The following is a 19,986-nucleotide window of genomic DNA, read 5'->3' on the forward strand; positions in this document are numbered from 1 at the left end:
ATGACTCTGGGGCTCGCCGCTAACGTTTGGCTGACGTTCCGCTGGCGCACGGCTACCTGGGGTTCACCTGGAGTTCATCCGGGTGTGGCGATGCTCCCGAGGGGGAAGGGCCTGGCCGTCGACCGGCCCGAATGATCGTCACATCTCGCGAATTCAGCTGTGCGTTCGATCACGCCAGGGCACTCTGGGGACGTGGCTTCCTTCCCTCCCCAGCCCCAAGCCGACCCCGCCGCACCGCACATGGTGGTCTGCGGCGACGACGGACTCGTCCACCGGCTCGCGGCCGAACTCTCCGGCGTCTACGGCGAGCGCGTCACCGTCGTCCTGCCGCCCGCCCGCGACGGGCGGCCCCGGCCGGCCGCCGCGGCGGGCCGGGCCGCCACGCTCCTCGGGCGGGTGACCGGTGCCGTCGGCCGCGCCTCCGGCGTCAACGGCACCGCCGGAGCCACGGGTCCGCTCGGCGCGCCCGGCGCTCTCGTACGGATCGTGGAGGCCGCCGAGCCCGACGACGAGGCGCTCGCCGAGGCCGGGGTCGACCGGGCCGCCGCCCTCGCCCTGGTCTATGACGACGACGAGACCAACATCCACGCGGCCCTGCGGGCCCGTCGCGTCAACCCCCGGCTGCGTCTGGTCATCCGGCTCTACAACCGCCGCCTCGGCCAGTACCTGGAGGAACTCCTCGACCAGGCCGCCCAGGTGGTCACGGGCGAGGCCGGGGGCACTCCCGCCGAAGCCACCACCACGGTCCTGTCGGACGCCGACACCGCGGCCCCCGCCCTGGTCGCCGTGGCCGTCTCCGGACACAGCAAGGTCATCGAAGCGGGCGGGCTGTTCCTGCGGGCCGTCGAGAGACCGCCCCTGCGCCCCGGCGCGAGCACACCATCGGGCACCCGCACCCTCGCCCTGCTCCCCGCCCCGGGCTCCGACGCGGGGCCCGTCATGCTGCCCGGCGCACAGGAGGAACGATCCGCCACCGGGCGGGGCCGGATCGTCCTGGAGACCGTCCGCTACGCACCCCCGCCGCAGCCGCCCACCCGTCTCACCTCCCGCGGCCTGCCGCTCGGCTCCTTCTTCTCGCGTCGGCTGCGCTGGGCGCTGATCTGCCTGGCGGCCGCCGTCTGCGGACTGGCCGTCGCCTCCTGGCTGGTCTCCGACGAGGACCCGCCGCACGCCGCGTACCTCTCGCTCCTCGACCTCTTCGCCATCAACGACCCGGCCGTCGGCGAGCCCCTCGGCCGCCAGATCCTCCAACTCCTCTCCGGGCTCACCGGCCTGCTGCTCCTTCCCCTGCTGGTGGCCGCCGCCCTGGAGGGCCTCGGCACCTTCCGCTCCGCTTCCGCGCTGCGCCGCCCGCCACGCGGCCTCTCCGGCCATGTGGTGCTGCTCGGCCTCGGCAAGATCGGCACCCGGGTGCTGGCCCGGCTGCGCGAGCTGGACATCCCGGTGGTCTGCGTGGAACGCGACCCACAGGCCCGCGGCGTCGCGCTCGCCCGCTCGCTGCGCGTGCCCACCGTCATCGGCGACGTCACGGAGGAAGGCGTGCTGGAGGCCGCCGAAATCGGCCAGAGCCGCACGCTGATGGCGCTGACCAGCAGCGACGTCACCAATCTGGAAGCGGTCCTGTACGCCCGCTCGGTCAGGCCCGACGTCCGCGCCGTCATGCGGCTGTACGAGGACCGGTTCGCCAAAGCCGTCTACCGCACCCTGCGCGACTCCCACCCCCAGGCGTGGACCCGCAGCCGCAGCGTCTCCTACCTGGTCGCGCCCGCCTTCGCCATGGCGATGATGGGCCGTCAGATCCAGGGTGCGGTCCCCGTGGAGCGCAAGGTGATCCTCGTCGCCGTCCTGGAGGCCGGAGCCCACAGCGCCCTGCGCGGCCGCACGGTGGCCGAGGCGGTCGAACCGGGAGCCTGGCAGCTGCTCGCCCTGGCCCCGAACCCCACGGACCCCCACCCCGCTCCGCTCTGGGACCCCCCGCCCGGCCACGTCCTGCGCCCCGAGGACCGCGTCGTCCTGGCCGCCACCCGCCAGGGCCTGGCCGACCTCCTGGGCCGCGGCCCGCGCCCCCGCGCGGGGGCGCGCTGAGCTGCCGCGCGGCGGCCGACTTCTCGCCCCAACTCCGCGACAGGGCAAGGCAGTCCTCGGCTCGACCTCTACGCTGGCAGTGACCGGCTGCTCAGGGAGAGGCGAGACCGTGCCGACTGACGCTACCCCCGATCCGTACATCGAGCCGTTGGCGTTCGGCCAACGCGTGCAACTGCTGCGCACCCGCCGTGGCATGCCCCGGCACGTGCTCGCCGGGCTTCTGGGCATGTCCCCGTCCCGGGTGAAACAGATCGAGAACGGGCGGCTCCAGGCCCCGAAACTGAGCATGATCCTTCGCATTGCCGAGGCGCTGCGCGTCGGTAATCTCGCCGAGCTCACCGGCGACGCGACCACGCCTTCCGCTCTGTTCGTCGGCCCTGGGCACGAGCGGTTGCCCGCGGTGCGGGCCGCCGTCGACTGCTTCCCTCCGGCCACTACGGGTGAGGCACCGCCGCCCGCGCATCTGCGGGCCCGTCTGGCCCGGGCGTGGCAGGCGCGGCACTCGGCGCCGAACCACCGCGAGGTCGTCGGCCGGCTGCTGCCCGATCTCATCAGCGACGCCCAGCTCGCCGCCCGGCAGGCGGACAGTGGCGTCCAGCGGCGTGCGGCCCAGGCAGTCCTCGCCGAGGTCTACTCCCTGGCGCAGTTCTTCATCGCCTACCAGCCGGACAGTGCCCTGCTGTGGCGGGTCGCCGAGCGCGGCATGGTCGCCGCCGCCGAGAGCGGTGATCCGCACGTCATCGGCATCGCCGCCTGGCTCACGGCCCAGGCGCACCGGGACTCGGGCCCCTCCCATTACGACGCCGCCGACGCGGTGAACCTGCGCACCCTGCGATTTCTGCGGCCGCTGTTGTCCGAAGCCTCGGACGACCTGCTCGCCATTGCCGGGGCCCTGCAGTTCGAAGCCGGGTACACAGCCGCGCGACGCGGCGAGGCGGGAGACGCCTGGCGTCACTGGGACACGGCCCGGGAGATGGCCGAGCGTCTGCCCGCGGACTACTACCACCCGGTGACCTCGTTCTCTCGGGCCGTCATGGGAGCGCACGCGGTGACCGTGGCAGTGGAGCTGCACGCGGGCCGGGAGTCCGTACGGCAGGTCGCGGCCGCGGACGCCACGACCATCCCGTCGCGGCCGCGCCGGGCCCGTCACCGGATCGAGGAGGCTCGCGGCTACCAGCTCGACGGCCAACCCGATGCCGCCCTGGCCAGTCTGAGCAAGGCGTTCGCGGCCGCTCCCGAGACCGTGCGCTACAACGGCTACGCCCGCCGCATCGTCCTGGAGGAGGCCGAGGCCAAGAGCCCCGCGCGCCGCCGACGGGCTGCGGAGCTCGGCGTTCGGATCGGCATGTTGGCGGCCTAGCGGTAAGGGGGCACAAACTGTGCCCCCTCGCTCGCTTACCCGGATCTACGGTCGTCATCGCATCGCAACCCGTCGACGATCCGGGGGATCATGAACACCTTTGCCCACGTACCCGCTGCCCGCTGGCTCGTGTCCAGGGAGACGCACCCGTCGGTGGCCAAGGAAGCATGGGCGCGGGATCAGCCGGCCGTGCTCCGTACGGGACTCCACTTCGAAGCCGTCCGGCTGTCCGCCGACCTCGTCCACCACATCGCCCGGTCAACGGACCGCGACGCGGTCGAGCGCGCTTTCGCCCGGGCGGGCATCGACGGTGCCGTCATCGTCGATCCTCCCCGCCGTTGGTACTACGCGCTGGTGCCGCCCGGCACCGCCGAGCACTGGGCCGACCCGGAGGGCGCATGCCTCGGCCCCGACTGCTACCTCGGGGTCCCCGCGGCCCACCGGGCCGACCCGCCCGGCACGCACTGGCTACTGACCCCGCCGGACGGTGAGGAAGCCCTGTGCGCGGCGGGTGATGTGCGGAGGCCGAGGGTCGGAACGGGGCGCCGCAAGGGCGCCCGAGGCGTCACAACGGCCTTTTCTCGCAAGGGCGCTGACATCCGTGCACCGCGGCCTAGACTCCGTTCATGCTCGATACCGCCAGGATTCTCCGTAACCGTGAAGAGAAGAACCACGGAATGCAGCTCGCGCTCCATCTGATGGAAGCAGCGGTCTTTCAGGACCCCGCGATCACGGCCGAAGAGGCCATAGCCCAGGTCCGGAAGGCCGTCGAGGGGCTCATCGAGCACCAGGGCGAGCGCACCAGCCACGCGACGTGCAAGCGCTGCCGCTTCCCCGTCGCGAGCGTCAAGGACCCGGATGAGGACGCCACCTGGGTGCACCTCGACGACGACTACTCGCGCGGCTGCCGTGCCGCGTCGTTCGGTCGTGACGGCGAGTGGGACGACTCCCTGGACAAGCAGTGGAAGGCCGTGCCCGCGTAGGACGCCCGGCACCCGACGGGCCGGCTCACCACACGTCGCCGGGGCGCCAGTCGCAGGCCAGCTCGGCGTCCGGGTCGATCTTCGCGCTGACCGGCAGGACGTAGATGCCGCCGTCGTCCTCCTCGGTGCGTGCGAGGCCGGTGGGGGACATGACGGCGGACGGGCCGCGCCATATCTGCCAGCCGCGGGCGGTGTAGAAGGGCACGGCGTCGTCCGAGGCGCTGAGGGCGCCCAGCTCGTACGCGCCGCGCAGGACCCGCTCCAGCTCGTCCATCACCGCCGCGCCGTGGCCCTGGCGGCGGCGGTCCGCGCGGACCGCGACGCCCTCCACGTAGCCGGTGCGCAGCGCGCGGCCCCCGTGCAGCATGCGGCGCTGCACCAGCGAGCCGTGGCCGATCAGCTCGCCGGCGTCCAGGACGAGGGCGTGCACGCCGCCCACGGTGTGGTCCCAGTCGTCGTCGGAGAAGTCGCCCTCGAAGGCGTCGTCCAACAGGGTCCGGATCGCGGCCAATTCGGCGTCGGTCAGATCCGCGGTGTGCGCGGTGCGTACATCGGTCATTCGGATTGTCCTCAAGGGCGTCAGAGGGTTGCTAGGAACCGATCCGCGTCATTGTGCGCACCCCGGGAAGCGGATTGCATGTCATTTAGGCACGATCCCCTCACCCCCGGACGGACCGTGCCCGATCACGCCCCGCCCCGCCGAGCGGCGGAAGTCACGGGAGGAAGGCGTCAGAACTGCGTCAATACCTGATGTGAGAGCACCCCGCGCCCCATTTGTCCAAATCTCTGGCCGTAAGGTCGACCCTGCGCGGCCGTGCAGCACACGACTCGGAGAAACCGGCCGAACACCGCCGCGCATCCTGAAAGACAATGGGGCCCATGGGACGCGGCAAGCTTCGTATCTACCTCGGCGCGGCACCGGGCGTCGGCAAGACGTACGCGATGCTCTCCGAGGCCCACCGCCGGGTCGAGCGCGGTACCGACGCCGTCGTGGGCTTCGTGGAGCATCACGGACGCCCCCGGACCGAGGTCATGCTGCACGGCCTGGAGGAGGTGCCCCGCCGTGAGCTCACCTACCGAGACTCCGTCTTCACCGAAATGGACGTGGACGCGCTCCTCGCCCGCCGGCCGGCCGTCGCCCTCGTGGACGAACTGGCCCACACCAACGTCCCCGGTTCCCGCAACACCAAGCGCTGGCAGGACGTCGAGGAGCTGCTGCAAGCCGGCATCGACGTCGTCTCCACCGTCAACATCCAGCACCTGGAATCGCTGGGTGACGTCGTGGAGTCGATAACGGGCGTCCGGCAGCGCGAGACCGTGCCCGACGAGGTGGTGCGCCGCGCCGACCAGATAGAGCTGGTCGACATGTCGCCGCAGGCGCTGCGGCGCCGTATGGCGCACGGCAACATCTACAAGTCGGACAAGGTCGACGCCGCCCTCTCCAACTACTTCCGGCCGGGCAATCTGACCGCGCTGCGCGAGCTCGCCCTGCTGTGGACCGCCGACCGCGTCGACGAGTACCTGCGGCAGTACCGCACCGACCACAGCGTCTCGACCATCTGGTCGGCCCGCGAGCGGATCGTCGTCGGCCTCACCGGCGGCCCCGAGGGCCGCACCCTCATCCGCCGTGCCTCACGGATGGCCGCCAAGGGCTCCGGCAGCGAGATCCTCGCCGTCTACATCGCCCGCAGCGACGGCCTGACCTCGGCCTCGCCCAAGGAGCTGGCCGTCCAGCGGACGCTGGTCGAGGACCTCGGCGGCACCTTCCACCACGTGATCGGGGACGACGTGCCCGCCTCACTGCTGGAGTTCGCGCGCGGCGTCAACGCCACCCAGATCGTCCTCGGCTCCAGCCGCCGTAAGAACTGGCAGTACATCTTCGGCCCCGGCGTCGGCCAGACCGTCGCCCGCGACTCCGGCCCCGACCTCGACGTGCACATCGTCACCCACGAGGAGGTCGCCAAGGGCCGGGGCCTGCCCGTCGCCCGTGGCGCCCGCCTCGGCCGGGGCCGCATCCTGGCCGGCTGGCTCGTCGGCCTGGCCGGGCCCGTCCTGCTCAGCCTGGTCCTGACGAACTTCGGCCCGGACCTCGGCCTCGCCAACAACATGCTGCTGTACCTGTGCATGACGGTGGCGGCCGCGCTGCTCGGCGGCCTCCTGCCCGCCCTCGCCTCCGCGGCCTTCGGCTCCCTGCTGCTGAACTACTTCTTCGTCCAGCCGGTGCACCGGTTCACGATCACCGACCCGAAGAACATCGTCGCCATGGCGATCTTCGTGTTCGTCGCGGTCTCCGTGGCCTCCGTCGTGGACGTCGCCGCCCGCCGCACCCACCAGGCCTCCCGGCTGCGCGCCGAGTCCGAGATCCTCTCCTTCCTCGCGGGCAGCGTCCTGCGCGGCGACACCAGCCTGGAGGCGCTCCTGGAGCGGGTCCGGGAGACCTTCGCCATGGAGTCCGTCGCCCTGCTGGAGCGGGCCAGCGAAGTGGACCCCTGGACCTGTGCGAGCAGCGTCGTCACCAGCACGGGCAAGCCGCTGCTGCGCCCCGAGGACGCGGACGTGGACATGCCCGTCGGCGACAACATGGCGCTCGCGCTCTCCGGCCGGGTGCTGCCCGCCGAGGACCGCCGCGTGCTGGCCGCCTTCGCCGCCCAGGCCGCGGTCTTCCTCGACCGCCAGCGGCTCGTCGGCGAGGCCGAGCGGGCCCAGCAGCTGGCCGAGGGCAACCGCATCCGCACCGCCCTGCTCGCCGCCGTCAGCCATGATCTGCGCACCCCGCTCGCCGGCATCAAGGCGGCCGTCACCTCGCTGCGCTCCGACGACGTCGCCTGGTCGGAGGAGGACGAGGCCGAGCTGCTGGCCGGTATCGAGGACGGCGCCGACCGCCTCGACCACCTGGTCGGCAACCTCCTCGACATGTCCCGCCTCCAGACCGGCACCGTCACCCCGCTGATCAGGGAGATCGACCTCGACGAGGTGGTCCCCATGGCACTCGGCGGCGTTCCCGAGGGCAGCGTCACCCTGGACATCCCCGAGACGCTCCCGATGGTCGCCGTCGACCCCGGGCTGCTGGAGCGCAGCGTCGCCAACATCGTCGAGAACGCCGTGAAGTACAGCCCCGACGGCACGCACGTCCTCGTCGCCGCCAGCGCCCTCGGCGACCGTGTGGAGGTACGCGTCGCCGACCGCGGCCCCGGCGTGCCCGACAGCGCCAAGGACCGGATCTTCGAGCCCTTCCAGCGGTACGGGGACGCGCCGCGCGGCGCGGGCGTCGGTCTCGGCCTCGCGGTCGCCCGGGGCTTCGCCGAGGCCATGGGCGGCACGCTCGCCGCGGAGGACACCCCCGGCGGCGGCATGACCATGGTCCTCACCCTGCGGGCCGCCGACGGCCGCCCGCCCGTACGCCCGGACCTCCCGGCCCAGGTCACCTCATGAACCCGGCGGCCGGCCCACGCCGGCACCGCCGTGACCACTGCGCGGAGCCGGCCGCAGGCCGCCGCCCCGCACCGGGGGACCACCCCCGAACGCCCAGCCGATACCCCGGGCCCCGTGGCGGGGCCCGCACGAACAGCAGAGGTGGTTCCGCATGAACCGGGTGCTCGTGGTCGATGACGAGCCGCAGATCGTCCGCGCGCTCGTGATCAACCTCAAGGCGCGGAAGTACGAGGTCGACGCCGCGCCCGACGGTGCCACCGCCCTCCAGCTCGCCGCCGCCCGCCACCCCGACGTGGTCATCCTCGACCTCGGCCTGCCCGACATGGACGGGGTCGAGGTGATCAAGGGGCTGCGCGGCTGGACCCGGGTGCCGATCCTGGTGCTGTCCGCCCGCCAGACCTCGGACGAGAAGGTGGAGGCGCTCGACGCGGGCGCCGACGACTACGTCACCAAGCCCTTCGGCATGGACGAGCTGCTCGCCCGGCTACGGGCCGCCGTGCGGCGCGCGGAGCCCACCGGCGCGACGGCCGCGGGGGACGACGCGATCGTCGAGACGGAGGTCTTCACCGTCGACCTCGCCGCGAAGAAGGTCAACCGCGGCGGGCGGGACGTACGCCTCACCCCGACCGAGTGGCACCTCCTGGAGGTGCTCGTACGCAACACGGGCCGTCTCGTCAGTCAGAAGCAACTGCTCCAGGAGGTATGGGGGCCGTCCTACGGCACCGAGACCAATTACCTGCGGGTCTACATGGCCCAACTGCGGCGCAAGCTGGAGCTGGACCCGTCGCATCCCAAGCACTTCATCACCGAGCCGGGGATGGGGTACCGCTTCGAGGTGTGAGCGCGGGGCGGGGACGGCCGGGGGTGAGCGCGGGCTCCGCCCCGGGCCCCGGTCCTCAAGCGCCGGACGGGCTGGATTTTCCAGCCCGTCCGGCGCTTGAGGACCGCCCGTCGAGTGTGCTCCCGCCAGGATGGCCCCCGGTACGCTGGTTTCATGAGCGCCGTACCCCGTTCCGAGAAGCCGACCGGCCGTTTCCGCCGGATGCTGGACCGGCTGTCCACCTCCCAGGAGGAGCTGCACTCCGCAGAGCTGCAACAGGACGCGGAAGCCGTGGGCTGCACGAAGATATGCGACTGCGGCGACCGACAGATAGTGAAGGTCACCGGCACACTGCGTACGGTCACGCTCCGGCCGCGCGCCGGGGTGCCCGCGCTGGAGGCCGAGCTGTTCGACGGTTCGGCCGCGCTCGACGTGGTGTGGCTGGGACGCCGCTCCATCGTCGGCATAGAGCCCGGCCGTAAGCTGATCGCCTCCGGCCGGATATCCATGAGCCGCGGCCGGCGCGTGCTGTTCAATCCCAAATATGAACTCCGACCGCTCGGACAGGAGTAGCGGGTGACGTCTCTCGACAAGCCGAACGACCAGCAGAGAGAGGGCGCCGACGCACGGTCGGCGACCGAAGCCGCCCTTTTCGAGGCGTTCGGTGGTGTGCGGGGCATGGTGGAGACCACCCTGCCCGGCCTGGTCTTCGTCGCGCTCTACACGGTCAAGCGGGACATCCATCTCGCGGCGATCGCCGCACTGAGCCTGTCCGTGCTGCTCGTGGCCGTACGGCTGCTGCGCAAGGACACCCTCAAGCACGCCTTCAGCGGGGTGTTCGGGGTCGCCGTCGGCGCGGTCTTCGCGATGATGTCCGGCGACGCCAAGAACTTCCATCTGCCCGGCATGATCTACACCTTCGGGCTGTCCCTGGCCTACATCGTCTCGGCGATCGCCGGGTATCCGCTGATCGGCCTGATCCTCGGCCCGGTGTTCAAGGAGAACCTCTCCTGGCGCACCCGCAACCCCGGTCGCAAGGTCGCCTACATCAAGGCCAGCTGGGCCTGGGGCCTGATCCTGCTCCTCAAGTCGGCGGTGCTCTTCCCGCTGTACTGGTGGGGCGACGCCACCCAGCTGGGCTGGGTCAGGATGGCCCTCGGCATCCCCCCGATGCTGCTCTCGGTGTATCTGACCTGGATCTTCCTCTCCAAGGCTCCGCCGCCGATCGACGTGTTCGCGGAGATGGAGGCGGAGGAGGCCGCCGAGCGGGCGGCCAAGGCCGCCAAGGCCCAGGGCAGTGGGGGAGCCGTCGTCGGGGCGCACACCGACGGTCCCCTCGGGGGGATCGTGACCGGCGAGCGGTCCCACGACTCCTCACCGCCGCGCTGAGCCACATCGCCTGCCACCGATTGACGAAGGGCCCCGGGAATCACTCCCGGGGCCCTTCGTCATCCACGTATCGTGGCGCGGCCTGCTCAGCCGGCGACGTCCTCGCGGCGCACCGACAGCAGGTCCTCCAGCTGCTCCTCACGCGCGGGGGCCGCGACGAAGAGCAGCTCGTCGCCCGCCTCCAGCACGTCCTCCTTGTTCGGGGTGAGCACGCGGGTGCCGCGGATGATGGTGACCAGCGCGGTGTCCTCCGGCCAGTCCACGTCCCCGACCCGGGTGCCCGCCAGCGCTGCCTCGGGCGGCAGCGTCAGCTCCACCAGGTTGGCGTCGCCCTGGCTGAAACGCAGCAGTCGCACCAGGTCGCCGACGCTCACGGCCTCCTCGACCAGCGCCGACATCAGACGCGGGGTGGAGACGGCGACGTCCACGCCCCAGGACTCGTTGAAGAGCCACTCGTTCTTCGGGTTGTTCACCCGGGCCACGACCCGGGGGACCCCGTACTCGGTCTTGGCGAGCAGCGAGACGACGAGGTTGACCTTGTCGTCACCGGTCGCCGCGATCACCACGTTGCAGCGCTGGAGCGCCGCCTCGTCCAGCGAGGTGATCTCGCAGGCGTCGGCCAGCAGCCACTCCGCCAGCGGCACCCGCTCCACCGAGATGGCCGAGGGGGCCTTGTCGATGAGCAGCACCTCGTGCCCGTTCTCCAGCAGCTCACCCGCGATGGAGCGGCCGACCGCACCGGCTCCGGCAATAGCAACCCTCATCAGTGCGCCGCCTCCTCGGGACCGGCGGAGAACGCCGCTTCGACCTTCTCGACCTCGTCGGTGCGCATCATCACGTGCACCAGGTCGCCTTCCTGCAGGACCGTCGAGGACGTCGGCAGCACGGCCTCGCCCAGCCGGGTGAGGAACGCCACCCGTACGCCCGTCTCCTCCTGGAGCTTGCTGATCCGGTGACCGACCCAGGCCTCCGAGGCCGGGACCTCGGCGAGCTGGACGCCGCCCGTGGGATCGCGCCACAGCGGCTCCGCCCCGGACGGCAGCAGCCGGCGGAGCATCTGGTCCGCCGTCCAGCGCACGGTGGCCACGGTCGGGATGCCGAGACGCTGGTAGACCTCCGCGCGGCGCGGGTCGTAGATCCGGGCCGCCACGTTCTCGACGCCGAACATCTCGCGGGCCACCCGGGCCGCGATGATGTTGGAGTTGTCACCGCTGCTCACCGCGGCGAAGGCGCCGGCCTCCTCGATGCCCGCCTCCCGCAGGGTGTCCTGGTCGAAGCCGACGCCGGTCACCCGCCGACCGCTGAACCCGGAGCCCAGACGCCGGAACGCCGTCGGGTCCTGGTCGACCACGGCGACCGTGTGCCCCTGCTGCTCAAGGGTCTGGGCGAGGGCCGAACCCACTCGCCCGCAACCCATGATCACGATGTGCACGACGACGCCCCCGTGCTCCGGACTACCGCGTTGACCTGCACCAACACCCTGCTCACATCTTCCCTTTTTGTTCACGTTCAGCTCACGGGCCCACGAGACCACAGCTCGCGGTCTCCACGTGCCGCGCCGACCGGCACTTTCGGCCATGCCGACGCATGACACCACCGTATCCGCAAGACCCCGCGGGTCGAGCGCCGCTGTGCCGACTCGCTCCCGGAAGCCGCCCCCGCGCGGTGCGCTCGTCCAGGAGCGGCCGACACGAACGGCGGCCGGGGTTCCCCCTCGGTCCTGCCGCGGCGCTGGCGGGCAGAGCGCGGACTGTGTCACGCCGCGGGCATAGTCGGCTGGAAATTGACAGATCCGGTCATCCGTCGTCGCCACGCCAATCAGAACCAATCAGATTGTGCCGCGAACGGAAGCCGGCCCCCTTCCGCCCGGCAGCCGCGCCAGGCTCTCGCCCAGTCACGGCCCCGCGCCGTGCCGTGCCGCCGGAACGCGCCCGTTTCCAGAACTTCCCAGCGTCTCCCCGAACCCTTCCCGGAACATTTCCAGAGCAGGAGTGCCCCGTATGAGGAGCATGAGGAGCAGTCGTGTCGAGATCTGCGTGGTCGGTGCCGGGCCGCGAGGGCTCTGTGTGCTGGAGCGGCTGTGCGCGAACGAGCGCGCCGCGCCGTCGCACTCCGCCGTCACCGTGCATGTCGTCGACCCCGCGGCGCCCGGCGCCGGCGCCGTCTGGCGCACCGACCAGTCCCGCCATCTGCTGATGAACACCGTCGCCTCGCAGATCACCGTCTACACGGACGACAGCACACGAATATCGGGCCCCGTCGAGCCCGGCCCGAGCCTGTACGCGTGGGCCCGCGGCCTGCTTGCCGTGGGCCGGACGGACGGCCACGACGACGAGACCTCCGCCCTCGTGGGCCGGACGGACGATCACGACGACGAGACCCTCGCGGAAGCCCGCGACCTCGGCCCGGACTCCTACCCCACCCGTGCCTTCTACGGCCGCTACCTCCGCGACAGCTTCCGGCGCGTCGTGGCCCGCGCCCCCGGCCACGTCACCGTCGTGGTCCACCGCTCGCGCGCGGTCGCCCTGGCCGACACCGAGGGCGCCCCGGGCGGCCCGCAGGGCGTCCGGCTGGAGGACGGCACCCGGCTGAGCGGGCTGGACGCGGTCGTCATGGCGCTCGGTCACGTCCCCGCGCGCCTCGCGCCCCGCGAGGCGCGAACGGCGGCCCTGGCCCGGAGCCACCGGCTGCGGTACGTCGCCCCCGCCAACCCCGCCGATGTCGACCCGGTCGGGGCCGGCGCCGGTGAGCCCGTCCTGCTGCGCGGACTCGGGCTGAACTTCTTCGACCACATGGCGCTGTTCACCGCCGGGCGCGGCGGCACCTTCACCCGCCAGGGCCGTCGGCTGGTCTACCGGCCCTCGGGCGACGAGCCGCGCCTGTACGCCTTCTCCCGCCGCGGCGTGCCCTACCACGCACGCGGGCGGAACGAGAAGGGAGCCACCGGCCGCCACGTACCCGGACTGCTCACCGCCGAGCACATCGCCGGTCTGCGGGAGCGTGCCCGGCGCGGCAGCCCGGTGCGCTTCGGCAGGGACCTGTGGCCGCTGATCGCCCGCGAGGTCGAGAGCGTCTACTACGGCACGCTGCTGGCCACCTCGGGCCGCGCGGACGAACGGGAGACGTTCGTCGACCGCTATCTGGCCCTGCCGCCCGCAGCGGACCCCGCCGCGCTGCTGAAGTCCTTCGGCATCGCCGACGGCGACCGCTGGGACTGGGAACGGCTGTCCAGGCCGTACGGCGACCGCACGTTCGCCTGCCGCGCCGAGTTCCGCCACTGGCTGCTCGGCCATCTCGCCGAGGACGTGGCCGCCGCCCGCGCCGGCAATGTCGGCGGCCCGCTCAAGGCGGCCCTGGACGTCCTGCGCGACCTGCGCAACGAGATCAGGCTCGCCGTCGACCACGGCGGCCTGGACGGCGACTCGCACCGCGACGACCTGGACGGCTGGTACACCCCGCTCAACGCCTTCCTCTCCATCGGCCCGCCCGCCTCCCGCATCGAGGAGATGATCGCCCTCATCGAGGCGGGCATCCTGGAGGTCACCGGGCCGGGCACCCGCGTAAGGATCGACCCCGCGGGGCCGGGCGGCCCCGCCTTCGTCGCCGAGTCCGACGTCGTCCCCGGTGCGCCGATCCGCTCCGGTGTGCTCATCGAGGCCCGGCTGCCCGAGCCCGATCTGCGCCGCACCGCCGACCCGCTGCTGCGGCACCTGGCCGACACCGGCCAGATCACCACCTTCCGCGTCGACGCGGCCACCGGCGCCGGCTACGAGACCGGCGGAATGGCCGTCACCGAGCGCCCGTACCGCGTCATCGACGGCCGGGGGCACGCCCACCCGCGCCGCTTCGCCTACGGCGTCCCGACCGAGTCCGTGCACTGGGTCACCGCCGCCGGCATCCGGCCGGGAGTGGACTCCGTGACCCTCGGCGACTCCGACGCCATCGCCCGCGCGGTCCTCGCCCTGCCGCCCGTCGCCCATGGGTACGCGGCCCACGCGCCCGGCACCCGCGCGGCCTCCGCACCGCGACACGCCGCCGCCGGTACGGATCTGACGGGCGCGACGGTCTGAGGGCGAGGCGGGGCGACGCGACGCGCGGGGCGGGCGTCCAGGCGACCGACCGCCCGCCGGGCAGGCCCCCTTTTCCCTGCCACGGCGTGGCTCAATTCCTGCTCCGTGCGTCTCTCGTCCCCGCCGGCACAGCGCCCATCACCGCACGTCCGCCTCGTGGACGCGCGTAGAAGAGCGGACAAGGGGCGGACGCCTGTTCGTATTTCGTGATGAAGTTCGGACACACGGTCACCGGCGTGGTTAGGATGATCGGCGTATTCCGTTTCCGGACGGGACGTCAGGACGCCGACCTGTCCGGCCGACCACATGCCCCTTACGTCCATCGCCCACGAGGAATTGATGTCACATCACATACCGGAGGCGGTGATCTGGTGCCTGGCCGTCGCGTTGACCGCCGTCCTGATCCTGCTGGTCCGCCAGCGCGGGATCACCGCCGGAGTGCGCAGGCGCGTCGCCCAACTGGAAGAGAGCCTGCAGGCGCGTGACGAGGAGGTACGGCACCTGGTCGGGGTCCGGCTGCCCGCCGTGGCGGAGACCATGAACCAGCCCGTACCGCTGCCCGGCCCGCTCGACGAACGGCTCGCCGGCACGGTGTTCGCGCAGAGCCTGCAGTCCGCCCTGGAGTTGTTCACCCAGGCCGTCGACAAGGCGCAGGCCCGCGCGGACCAGTCCGCGAAGGCCGCCCTCAAGGCCTCCATGCGCGCCCTCCAGGGGCTCGCGCACGAACAGCAGCTGGCCATCTCGGACATGCAGGACCGGCACGACAATCCCGACGTGCTGCGCGATCTGCTGGAGATCGACCACGCCAACTCCCAGTTCGGGCGCCGCGCCCAGGCCATCGCCGTCCTGTGCGGCTCGTGGCCCGGCCGGCAGCGCGTCGCCTCCCAGCTGACCGACGTCGTACGGGGCGCCACCTCCCGCATCCGCGACTACCGCCGCGTGCGGGTGCACAGCCAGGCCGACATCGCCGTCGTCAGCCGGGTCGTGGAGCCCGTGGTGCTCGCCGTCGCCGAACTCCTCGACAACGCCGCCCGCCACTCGCAGCCCAACACCACCGTTGAGGTCAGCCTCCAGCCCGTGCACAACGGCGCCGTCGTCGTCATCGACGACGCGGGCGTCGGCATGGACGGCCAGGAGGTGCAGCACGCGGTCGCGCTGCTCTCCGGGCAGCGGGTCGTGGACGTCTCCCGGCTCGGCGACCCCCCGCAGTTCGGCTTCCCGGTCATCGGCGTGCTCGCCGCGCGCTACGGCTTCAGCGTCTCCGTCGACACCCGCTCGCCGTACGGCGGTGTCCGGGCCGTGCTGTTCCTGCCCAGCGCCCTGCTGACCCACCTCGAGATCGACGGGCCCGGCACCACCCCGCTCCGGCACCCGGCCGCCACCGACACCGGTCGCGGCGGAAGCGGTCGCGGCGCAGCCGGGGCGCCCAGGTCGCAGCAGCCGCCCGCGCGCTCCCCGGAACGGCCCCCCGTGCCCGAGGAGTTCCCCGCCGGACACCCCGACCGGCCCGCCGACGACGCCCCCGCGGTGACCGGCTCGACGGCCGGCGGACTGCCCAAGCGCCGCCGCCGGCAACCCCCGGCCCCCCGGCCCGCCGCGCCGCCGCCCGCCGAGAGCCCCAGCGAGCGCACCGCGGAACAGACCGCCCGGATCATGGGCGCGTTCGCCCGCGGCACCCGCTCCGGCCGGGACGCCTGCGATTCCCCCGTGACCGACGGCCACACCGGCGACGCCGGTTACCACGGCCACACCGGACCCGCCGGTCACGGCGCCCCCACCCCCGACGACGAAGGGAAACCCCCCGCGTGAACGACCACATGAACAACGAGCTCGGCTGGATGCTCGACGAGGTCGTCAAGATGCCGGAGACCCGGCACGCGATCCTGCTCTCCGCCGACGGCATGCTGCGCGCCCACTCCCAGGGCATCGGCCGCGACGAGGCGGAGCGCCAGGCCGCCGCCCTCTCCGGGCTGCAGTCGATCAGTCGCTCCACCGGCGAGTTCTGCACCCACCAGGCCCACCAGGAGACCCCCTGGCGGCAGACGCTCGTCGAGTTCGCGCACGGCTACGTCTTCCTCATAGCCGCCGGCCCCGGCGCCTACCTCGCCGTCTCGGCCTCCGAGCACGTCGACATGGAAGCCGTCACCTACCGCATGCAGAAGCTCGTGGACCGGCTCGGCAAGGAACTGACCAGCCCGCCCCGGCAGGGTGTCTGGCAGGGCCCGGGCAACCCGGCATGACCCCGCCGGCGCCGAGGCGCGACAAAGGGTTAGTACGCCCGTACGTCGTCACCGACGGGCGTGCCCACCCGACCCGCAACACCTTCGACCTGGTCACGCTGGTCATGGCGCACGGCGACCTGCCGATCGGCGGCCTCAGCCCCGAAAAGCGCGCGCTCATGGAACTCTGCCTCGGCGGCGCCCTGTCGGTCGCCGAGATCGCCGGCCACCTGATGCTGCCCGTCAGCGTCACCAAGGTGCTGCTCGGCGATCTCGTGGACAGCGGCCACCTCAGTACCCGGGCCCCCATCCCCTCGGCCCAACTGCCCGAGGCCCAGATCTTGCAGGAGGTACTCGATGGACTCCGCGCTCGCCTCTGACACCGCTCACGAGGGGGCCGTCTATCTCCGTCAGTCGGTGCGGACCGCCGCGAAGCTGCTCGTCGTGGGGCACTTCGCGGTGGGCAAGACCACCTTCGTCGGCTCGCTGTCGGAGATCCGGCCGCTGCGCACCGAGGAGACCATGACGCAGGCCGGCGCCCTCGTCGACGACCTGGCCGGCATCCGGGGCAAGACCACCACCACGGTGGCCATGGACTTCGGCCGGCTCACCCTCAGCGACAGCCTCGTCCTCTATCTCTTCGGCGCCCCCGGCCAGCAACGCTTCACCCGGCTCTGGCAGGACATGACCCGCGGCGCGCTCGGCGCCCTGGTCCTCGCCGACACCCGGCGCCTGGAGCAGTCCTTCGACGTCATGGGACTGCTGGAGGAGCACGGCCTGCCGTACGCCGTCGCCGTCAACCACTTCGACGGCGCCCCCACCCACCCCGAGGAGGAGATCCGCGAAGCCCTCGATCTGCTCCCCGAGACCCCGCTCATCACCTGTGACGCACGCGACCGGATCTCCTCCACCCGGGCCCTGATCACCCTCGTGGAATACCTCCAGACCCGGCAGACGCGCCTGTCCAGCACCGCCCAGGAGCCTGTGTGACCCACCGTCCCGACGCCGGCCCCCCGCCGCCGGGCTGCCCCGCGCACCGCGCCCCGGCGCCGCCACCGCGCCCCCAGCCGCTGTACGGGCCCGACTTCGCCGCCGACCCGCACGCCGTCTACGCCCGGCTGCGCACCCTCGGCCCGGCCGCCCCCGTGGAGCTCGCACCCGGGGCCACCGCCACCCTCGTCACGGACTACCGGGCCGCCCTCGAAGTGCTCCGCACCCCCGAGACCTTCGCCAAGGACGCCCGCCGCTGGCGGGCTCTCGCCGAGGGCCGGGTGGCCCCGGACAACCCCGTCGTGCCGATGATGGCCTACCGGCCCAACTGCCTGTTCTCCGACGGCGACGCCCACCGCCGACTGCGCCAGGCCGTCACCGACAGCCTCGGCCGGATCGACCCCAACGCCCTGCGCGGCTACGTCGAGCGCAGCGCCGACACCCTCATCGACCGCTTCGCGCCGCTCGGTGAGACCGATCTGCTCGGCGGCTACGCCAAGGTGCTGCCCCTGCTGGTCTTCCAGCAGCTCTTCGGCTGCCCGCCCGAGCTCGGCGACCGCCTCGTCGAAGGCTTCTCCGGGATCTTCGACGGCGTGGACGCCGAGCGCGCCAACGACCTCATCACCGAGACCCTGGTGCGGCTCGTCTCCCTCAAGCGGGCCCGGCCGGGCGCGGACGTCATCTCCTGGCTGCTCGCCCACCCGGTCGCCCTCACCGACGAGGAGATGATCCACCAGCTCGTCGTCCTCATCGGCGCCGGCACCGAACCCCAGCAGAACCTGATCGCCAACGCGCTGCGGCTGCTGCTCTCCGACGACCGCTTCGCGGGCGACCTCGCCGGCGGCAGCATGCCCGTCGAGGACGCCCTCGACGAGGTGCTCTGGCTGGACCCGCCGATGGCCAACTACGCCGTCCACTACCCGGTCCACGACGTGGACTTCGGCGGCGTCCCGCTGAATAGGGGCGAGCCGGTCGTGGTGAGCTTCGCCGCCGCCAACACCGACCCCGCGCTGCTGTCCGACCAGCGCACCGGCAACCGCGCCCACCTCGCCTGGAGCGCCGGCCCGCACACCTGCCCCGCCAAGGACTCCGCCCGGCTCATCGCGGCCGTCGCCGTCGAGAAGCTCCTCGACCGGCTGCCCGACCTGGAGCTGGCCGTACCCGTCGACCGGCTCGTCTGGCGCCCCGGCCCGTTCCACCGGGCTCTCACCGCCCTGCCCGTGCGCTTCCCCCCGGTCCCCGTACCCACAGCGGCACCCGCGCCGCTGCTGGTGCCCGACCCCGACCGGGCGCACGTCCACCCGTCCGCCGAACCCTCAGGAGACCGACGATGGACCAGCAGACCTGCCCCGTCCGCATCGACCCCGCCGGCCGCGACATCCACGGCGAGGCCGCCCGCCTCCGCGCCCTCGGCCCGGCGACCCCCGTGGAGCTCCCTGGTGGCGTGGTGGCGTGGGCAGTGACCACCCGGCCGCTGCTCAAGGAACTCCTCACCGACCCGCGCGTCTCGAAGGACCCGCGCCAGCACTGGCCGACCTGGATCAACGGCGAGATCTCCCCGGACTGGCCGCTGTACACCTGGGTCGCGGTGCAGAACATGTTCACCGCCTACGGCAGCGACCACAAACGCCTGCGCGTCCTCGTCTCCAAGGCGTTCACCGCCCGCCGCACCGCCGCCCTGCGCCCCCGCATCGAGGAGATGACCGCCGACCTCCTCGACACGCTCGCCGCCCACGGGCCGGACGACATCGTCGACCTGCGTGAGGGCTACGCCTACCCGATCCCGATCCAGGTGATCTGCGAGCTGTTCGGCGTCGACGACGACGCGACCCGCGAGGGGCTGCGCCGCTGCGTCGACTCGCTCTTCCACACCTCCGCCGACCCGGAGGAGGTCACGGCCAACTACACCGAGCTCTACGCGCTGCTCGGCGGGATCGTCGCCGCCAAGCGCGAGAACCCCGGCGACGACATGACCAGCATCCTCATCTCCGCCCGCGAGGAGGACGGCCCCGGCGGCAGCCGGCTGAGCGAGCAGGAACTGGTCGACACCCTGCTGCTGATGATCGGCGCCGGGCACGAGACCACCGTGAACCTCCTCGACAACGCCATCCACGAGCTGCTCACCCACCCCGAGCAGCTGGCGCTGATCCGCACCGGCAAGGCCGGCTGGGACGATGTGATCGAAGAGACACTGCGGCTCCAGGCCCCGGTCGCCAACCTGCCGCTGCGCTACGCCGCCGAGGACATCGAGCTGGACGGCGGAGTCACGCTGCGCAAGGGCGACGCGATCATCGCCGCCTACGCCGCGGCCGGCCGCGACCCGCAGCTGTACGGGGACACGGCCGACGACTTCGACCTCACCCGCGCCGACAAGGACCACCTGGCCTTCGGCCACGGCGTCCACCACTGCCTGGGCGCCCCGCTGGCCCGGCTGGAGGCCGCGGTCGCGCTGCCCGCCCTCTTCGCGCGCTTCCCCGAGCTGACCCTCGCCGCGGCCCCCGGCGAGCTGAGCCCGGTGGAGTCCTTCATCTCCAACGGCCACCGCGCCCTGCCCGCCCGGCTGGGCCGCCACTAGGCACCCAGCGCACCGCGCAGCGAAACACACAGCACACCGCCACCCGCCGGATCGCACGCGACA

The 19,986-nt window shown here is 72.6% G+C and carries 18 protein-coding genes; 15 read left to right on the forward strand and 3 right to left on the reverse strand.

Going from position 1 to position 19,986, the window contains the following annotated elements:
- Window positions 1-240 precede the first annotated feature (240 nt).
- From AB8O64_RS27095 to AB8O64_RS27110, 4 genes are all read left to right on the forward strand, one after another.
- Entirely contained in the window at window positions 241-2,085 is a 1,845-nt protein-coding gene (locus AB8O64_RS27095) for an NAD-binding protein (RefSeq protein ID WP_370423978.1), read from the forward strand.
- 109 nt (window positions 2,086-2,194) lie between these two features.
- Window positions 2,195-3,445, forward strand: a complete 1,251-nt coding sequence (locus tag AB8O64_RS27100) for a helix-turn-helix domain-containing protein (RefSeq protein WP_370421846.1) — start codon at window positions 2,195-2,197, stop codon at window positions 3,443-3,445.
- Between the two features lie 90 nt (window positions 3,446-3,535).
- Complete coding sequence (locus AB8O64_RS27105) at window positions 3,536-4,144, forward strand: hypothetical protein (RefSeq protein ID WP_370421847.1); 609 nt, start codon at window positions 3,536-3,538, stop codon at window positions 4,142-4,144.
- A complete protein-coding gene (locus AB8O64_RS27110) occupies window positions 4,123-4,428 on the forward strand; it encodes a hypothetical protein (RefSeq protein ID WP_370421848.1) in 306 nt (101 codons plus the stop codon). Before AB8O64_RS27105 ends, AB8O64_RS27110 begins: the two co-directional genes overlap by 22 nt.
- Before the next feature lie 25 nt (window positions 4,429-4,453).
- On the opposite strand, the gene AB8O64_RS27115 is transcribed toward AB8O64_RS27110, so the two are convergent.
- Window positions 4,454-4,987: a GNAT family N-acetyltransferase gene (locus tag AB8O64_RS27115; RefSeq protein WP_370421850.1), complete on the reverse strand. Its 534-nt coding sequence runs from the start codon at window positions 4,985-4,987 to the stop codon at window positions 4,454-4,456.
- Window positions 4,988-5,307: 320 nt separating this feature from the next.
- Between AB8O64_RS27115 and AB8O64_RS27120 the strand changes: the two genes are divergently transcribed.
- The 4 genes from AB8O64_RS27120 (at window position 5,308) to AB8O64_RS27135 (ending at window position 10,069) form a co-directional block, all read left to right on the forward strand.
- Window positions 5,308-7,860 carry an ATP-binding protein gene (locus AB8O64_RS27120; RefSeq protein ID WP_370421852.1) on the forward strand — a complete coding sequence of 851 codons (2,553 nt, stop codon included), beginning with the start codon at window positions 5,308-5,310 and terminating at the stop codon, window positions 7,858-7,860.
- A 151-nt stretch (window positions 7,861-8,011) separates the two neighbouring features.
- Window positions 8,012-8,701, forward strand: a complete 690-nt coding sequence (locus AB8O64_RS27125; protein WP_370421853.1) for a response regulator — start codon at window positions 8,012-8,014, stop codon at window positions 8,699-8,701.
- Window positions 8,702-8,854: 153 nt separating this feature from the next.
- Complete coding sequence (locus tag AB8O64_RS27130; protein ID WP_165451691.1) at window positions 8,855-9,253, forward strand: OB-fold nucleic acid binding domain-containing protein; 399 nt, start codon at window positions 8,855-8,857, stop codon at window positions 9,251-9,253.
- Between the two features lie 3 nt (window positions 9,254-9,256).
- A complete protein-coding gene (locus AB8O64_RS27135; protein WP_370421855.1) occupies window positions 9,257-10,069 on the forward strand; it encodes a DUF3159 domain-containing protein in 813 nt (270 codons plus the stop codon).
- Between the two features lie 86 nt (window positions 10,070-10,155).
- On the opposite strand, the gene AB8O64_RS27140 is transcribed toward AB8O64_RS27135, so the two are convergent.
- Window positions 10,156-10,833, reverse strand: a complete 678-nt coding sequence (locus AB8O64_RS27140) for a TrkA family potassium uptake protein (protein WP_365209421.1) — start codon at window positions 10,831-10,833, stop codon at window positions 10,156-10,158.
- Window positions 10,833-11,501: a TrkA family potassium uptake protein gene (locus AB8O64_RS27145; RefSeq protein WP_370421856.1), complete on the reverse strand. Its 669-nt coding sequence runs from the start codon at window positions 11,499-11,501 to the stop codon at window positions 10,833-10,835. The genes AB8O64_RS27140 and AB8O64_RS27145 overlap by 1 nt, the downstream gene beginning before the upstream one ends.
- A 577-nt stretch (window positions 11,502-12,078) precedes the next feature.
- Here AB8O64_RS27145 and AB8O64_RS27150 point away from each other — a divergent pair.
- The 7 genes from AB8O64_RS27150 (at window position 12,079) to AB8O64_RS27180 (ending at window position 19,923) form a co-directional block, all read left to right on the forward strand.
- A complete protein-coding gene (locus AB8O64_RS27150; RefSeq protein ID WP_370421858.1) occupies window positions 12,079-14,139 on the forward strand; it encodes an FAD/NAD(P)-binding protein in 2,061 nt (686 codons plus the stop codon).
- Window positions 14,140-14,478: 339 nt separating this feature from the next.
- Entirely contained in the window at window positions 14,479-15,948 is a 1,470-nt protein-coding gene (locus tag AB8O64_RS27155) for an ATP-binding protein (RefSeq protein WP_370421860.1), read from the forward strand.
- A gap of 8 nt (window positions 15,949-15,956) precedes the next feature.
- Window positions 15,957-16,379, forward strand: a complete 423-nt coding sequence (locus AB8O64_RS27160) for a roadblock/LC7 domain-containing protein (protein WP_184738712.1) — start codon at window positions 15,957-15,959, stop codon at window positions 16,377-16,379.
- Entirely contained in the window at window positions 16,376-16,738 is a 363-nt protein-coding gene (locus tag AB8O64_RS27165) for a DUF742 domain-containing protein (RefSeq protein ID WP_130881749.1), read from the forward strand. The genes AB8O64_RS27160 and AB8O64_RS27165 overlap by 4 nt, the downstream gene beginning before the upstream one ends.
- The gene (locus tag AB8O64_RS27170) at window positions 16,716-17,348 is read left to right on the forward strand and encodes an ATP/GTP-binding protein (RefSeq protein WP_365209410.1); all 633 of its coding nucleotides are present in this window, start codon (window positions 16,716-16,718) and stop codon (window positions 17,346-17,348) included. The genes AB8O64_RS27165 and AB8O64_RS27170 overlap by 23 nt, the downstream gene beginning before the upstream one ends.
- Complete coding sequence (locus AB8O64_RS27175) at window positions 17,345-18,811, forward strand: cytochrome P450 (protein WP_370421861.1); 1,467 nt, start codon at window positions 17,345-17,347, stop codon at window positions 18,809-18,811. Before AB8O64_RS27170 ends, AB8O64_RS27175 begins: the two co-directional genes overlap by 4 nt.
- Window positions 18,793-19,923: a cytochrome P450 gene (locus AB8O64_RS27180; protein WP_370423979.1), complete on the forward strand. Its 1,131-nt coding sequence runs from the start codon at window positions 18,793-18,795 to the stop codon at window positions 19,921-19,923. Before AB8O64_RS27175 ends, AB8O64_RS27180 begins: the two co-directional genes overlap by 19 nt.
- The last annotated feature ends 63 nt before the right edge of the window (window positions 19,924-19,986 follow it).

Source organism: Streptomyces sp. QH1-20, assembly GCF_041283565.1.
In the GTDB taxonomy this organism is placed as follows: domain Bacteria; phylum Actinomycetota; class Actinomycetes; order Streptomycetales; family Streptomycetaceae; genus Streptomyces; species Streptomyces syringius.

Excerpts from the sequence above, each read along its gene's own strand:
- AB8O64_RS27095 (WP_370423978.1), top strand. The coding sequence starts at position 241 with ATGGTGGTCTGCGGCGACGACGGACTCGTCCACCGGCTCGCGGCCGAA.
- AB8O64_RS27105 (WP_370421847.1), top strand. The coding sequence starts at position 3,536 with ATGAACACCTTTGCCCACGTACCCGCTGCCCGCTGGCTCGTGTCCAGG.
- AB8O64_RS27110 (WP_370421848.1), top strand. The coding sequence starts at position 4,123 with ATGCAGCTCGCGCTCCATCTGATGGAAGCAGCGGTCTTTCAGGACCCC.
- AB8O64_RS27115 (WP_370421850.1), bottom strand. The coding sequence starts at position 4,987 with ATGACCGATGTACGCACCGCGCACACCGCGGATCTGACCGACGCCGAA.
- AB8O64_RS27120 (WP_370421852.1), top strand. The coding sequence starts at position 5,308 with ATGGGACGCGGCAAGCTTCGTATCTACCTCGGCGCGGCACCGGGCGTC.
- AB8O64_RS27125 (WP_370421853.1), top strand. The coding sequence starts at position 8,012 with ATGAACCGGGTGCTCGTGGTCGATGACGAGCCGCAGATCGTCCGCGCG.
- AB8O64_RS27130 (WP_165451691.1), top strand. The coding sequence starts at position 8,855 with ATGAGCGCCGTACCCCGTTCCGAGAAGCCGACCGGCCGTTTCCGCCGG.
- AB8O64_RS27140 (WP_365209421.1), bottom strand. The coding sequence starts at position 10,833 with ATGAGGGTTGCTATTGCCGGAGCCGGTGCGGTCGGCCGCTCCATCGCG.
- AB8O64_RS27150 (WP_370421858.1), top strand. The coding sequence starts at position 12,079 with ATGAGGAGCAGTCGTGTCGAGATCTGCGTGGTCGGTGCCGGGCCGCGA.
- AB8O64_RS27155 (WP_370421860.1), top strand. The coding sequence starts at position 14,479 with ATGTCACATCACATACCGGAGGCGGTGATCTGGTGCCTGGCCGTCGCG.
- AB8O64_RS27160 (WP_184738712.1), top strand. The coding sequence starts at position 15,957 with ATGAACAACGAGCTCGGCTGGATGCTCGACGAGGTCGTCAAGATGCCG.
- AB8O64_RS27165 (WP_130881749.1), top strand. The coding sequence starts at position 16,376 with ATGACCCCGCCGGCGCCGAGGCGCGACAAAGGGTTAGTACGCCCGTAC.
- AB8O64_RS27170 (WP_365209410.1), top strand. The coding sequence starts at position 16,716 with ATGGACTCCGCGCTCGCCTCTGACACCGCTCACGAGGGGGCCGTCTAT.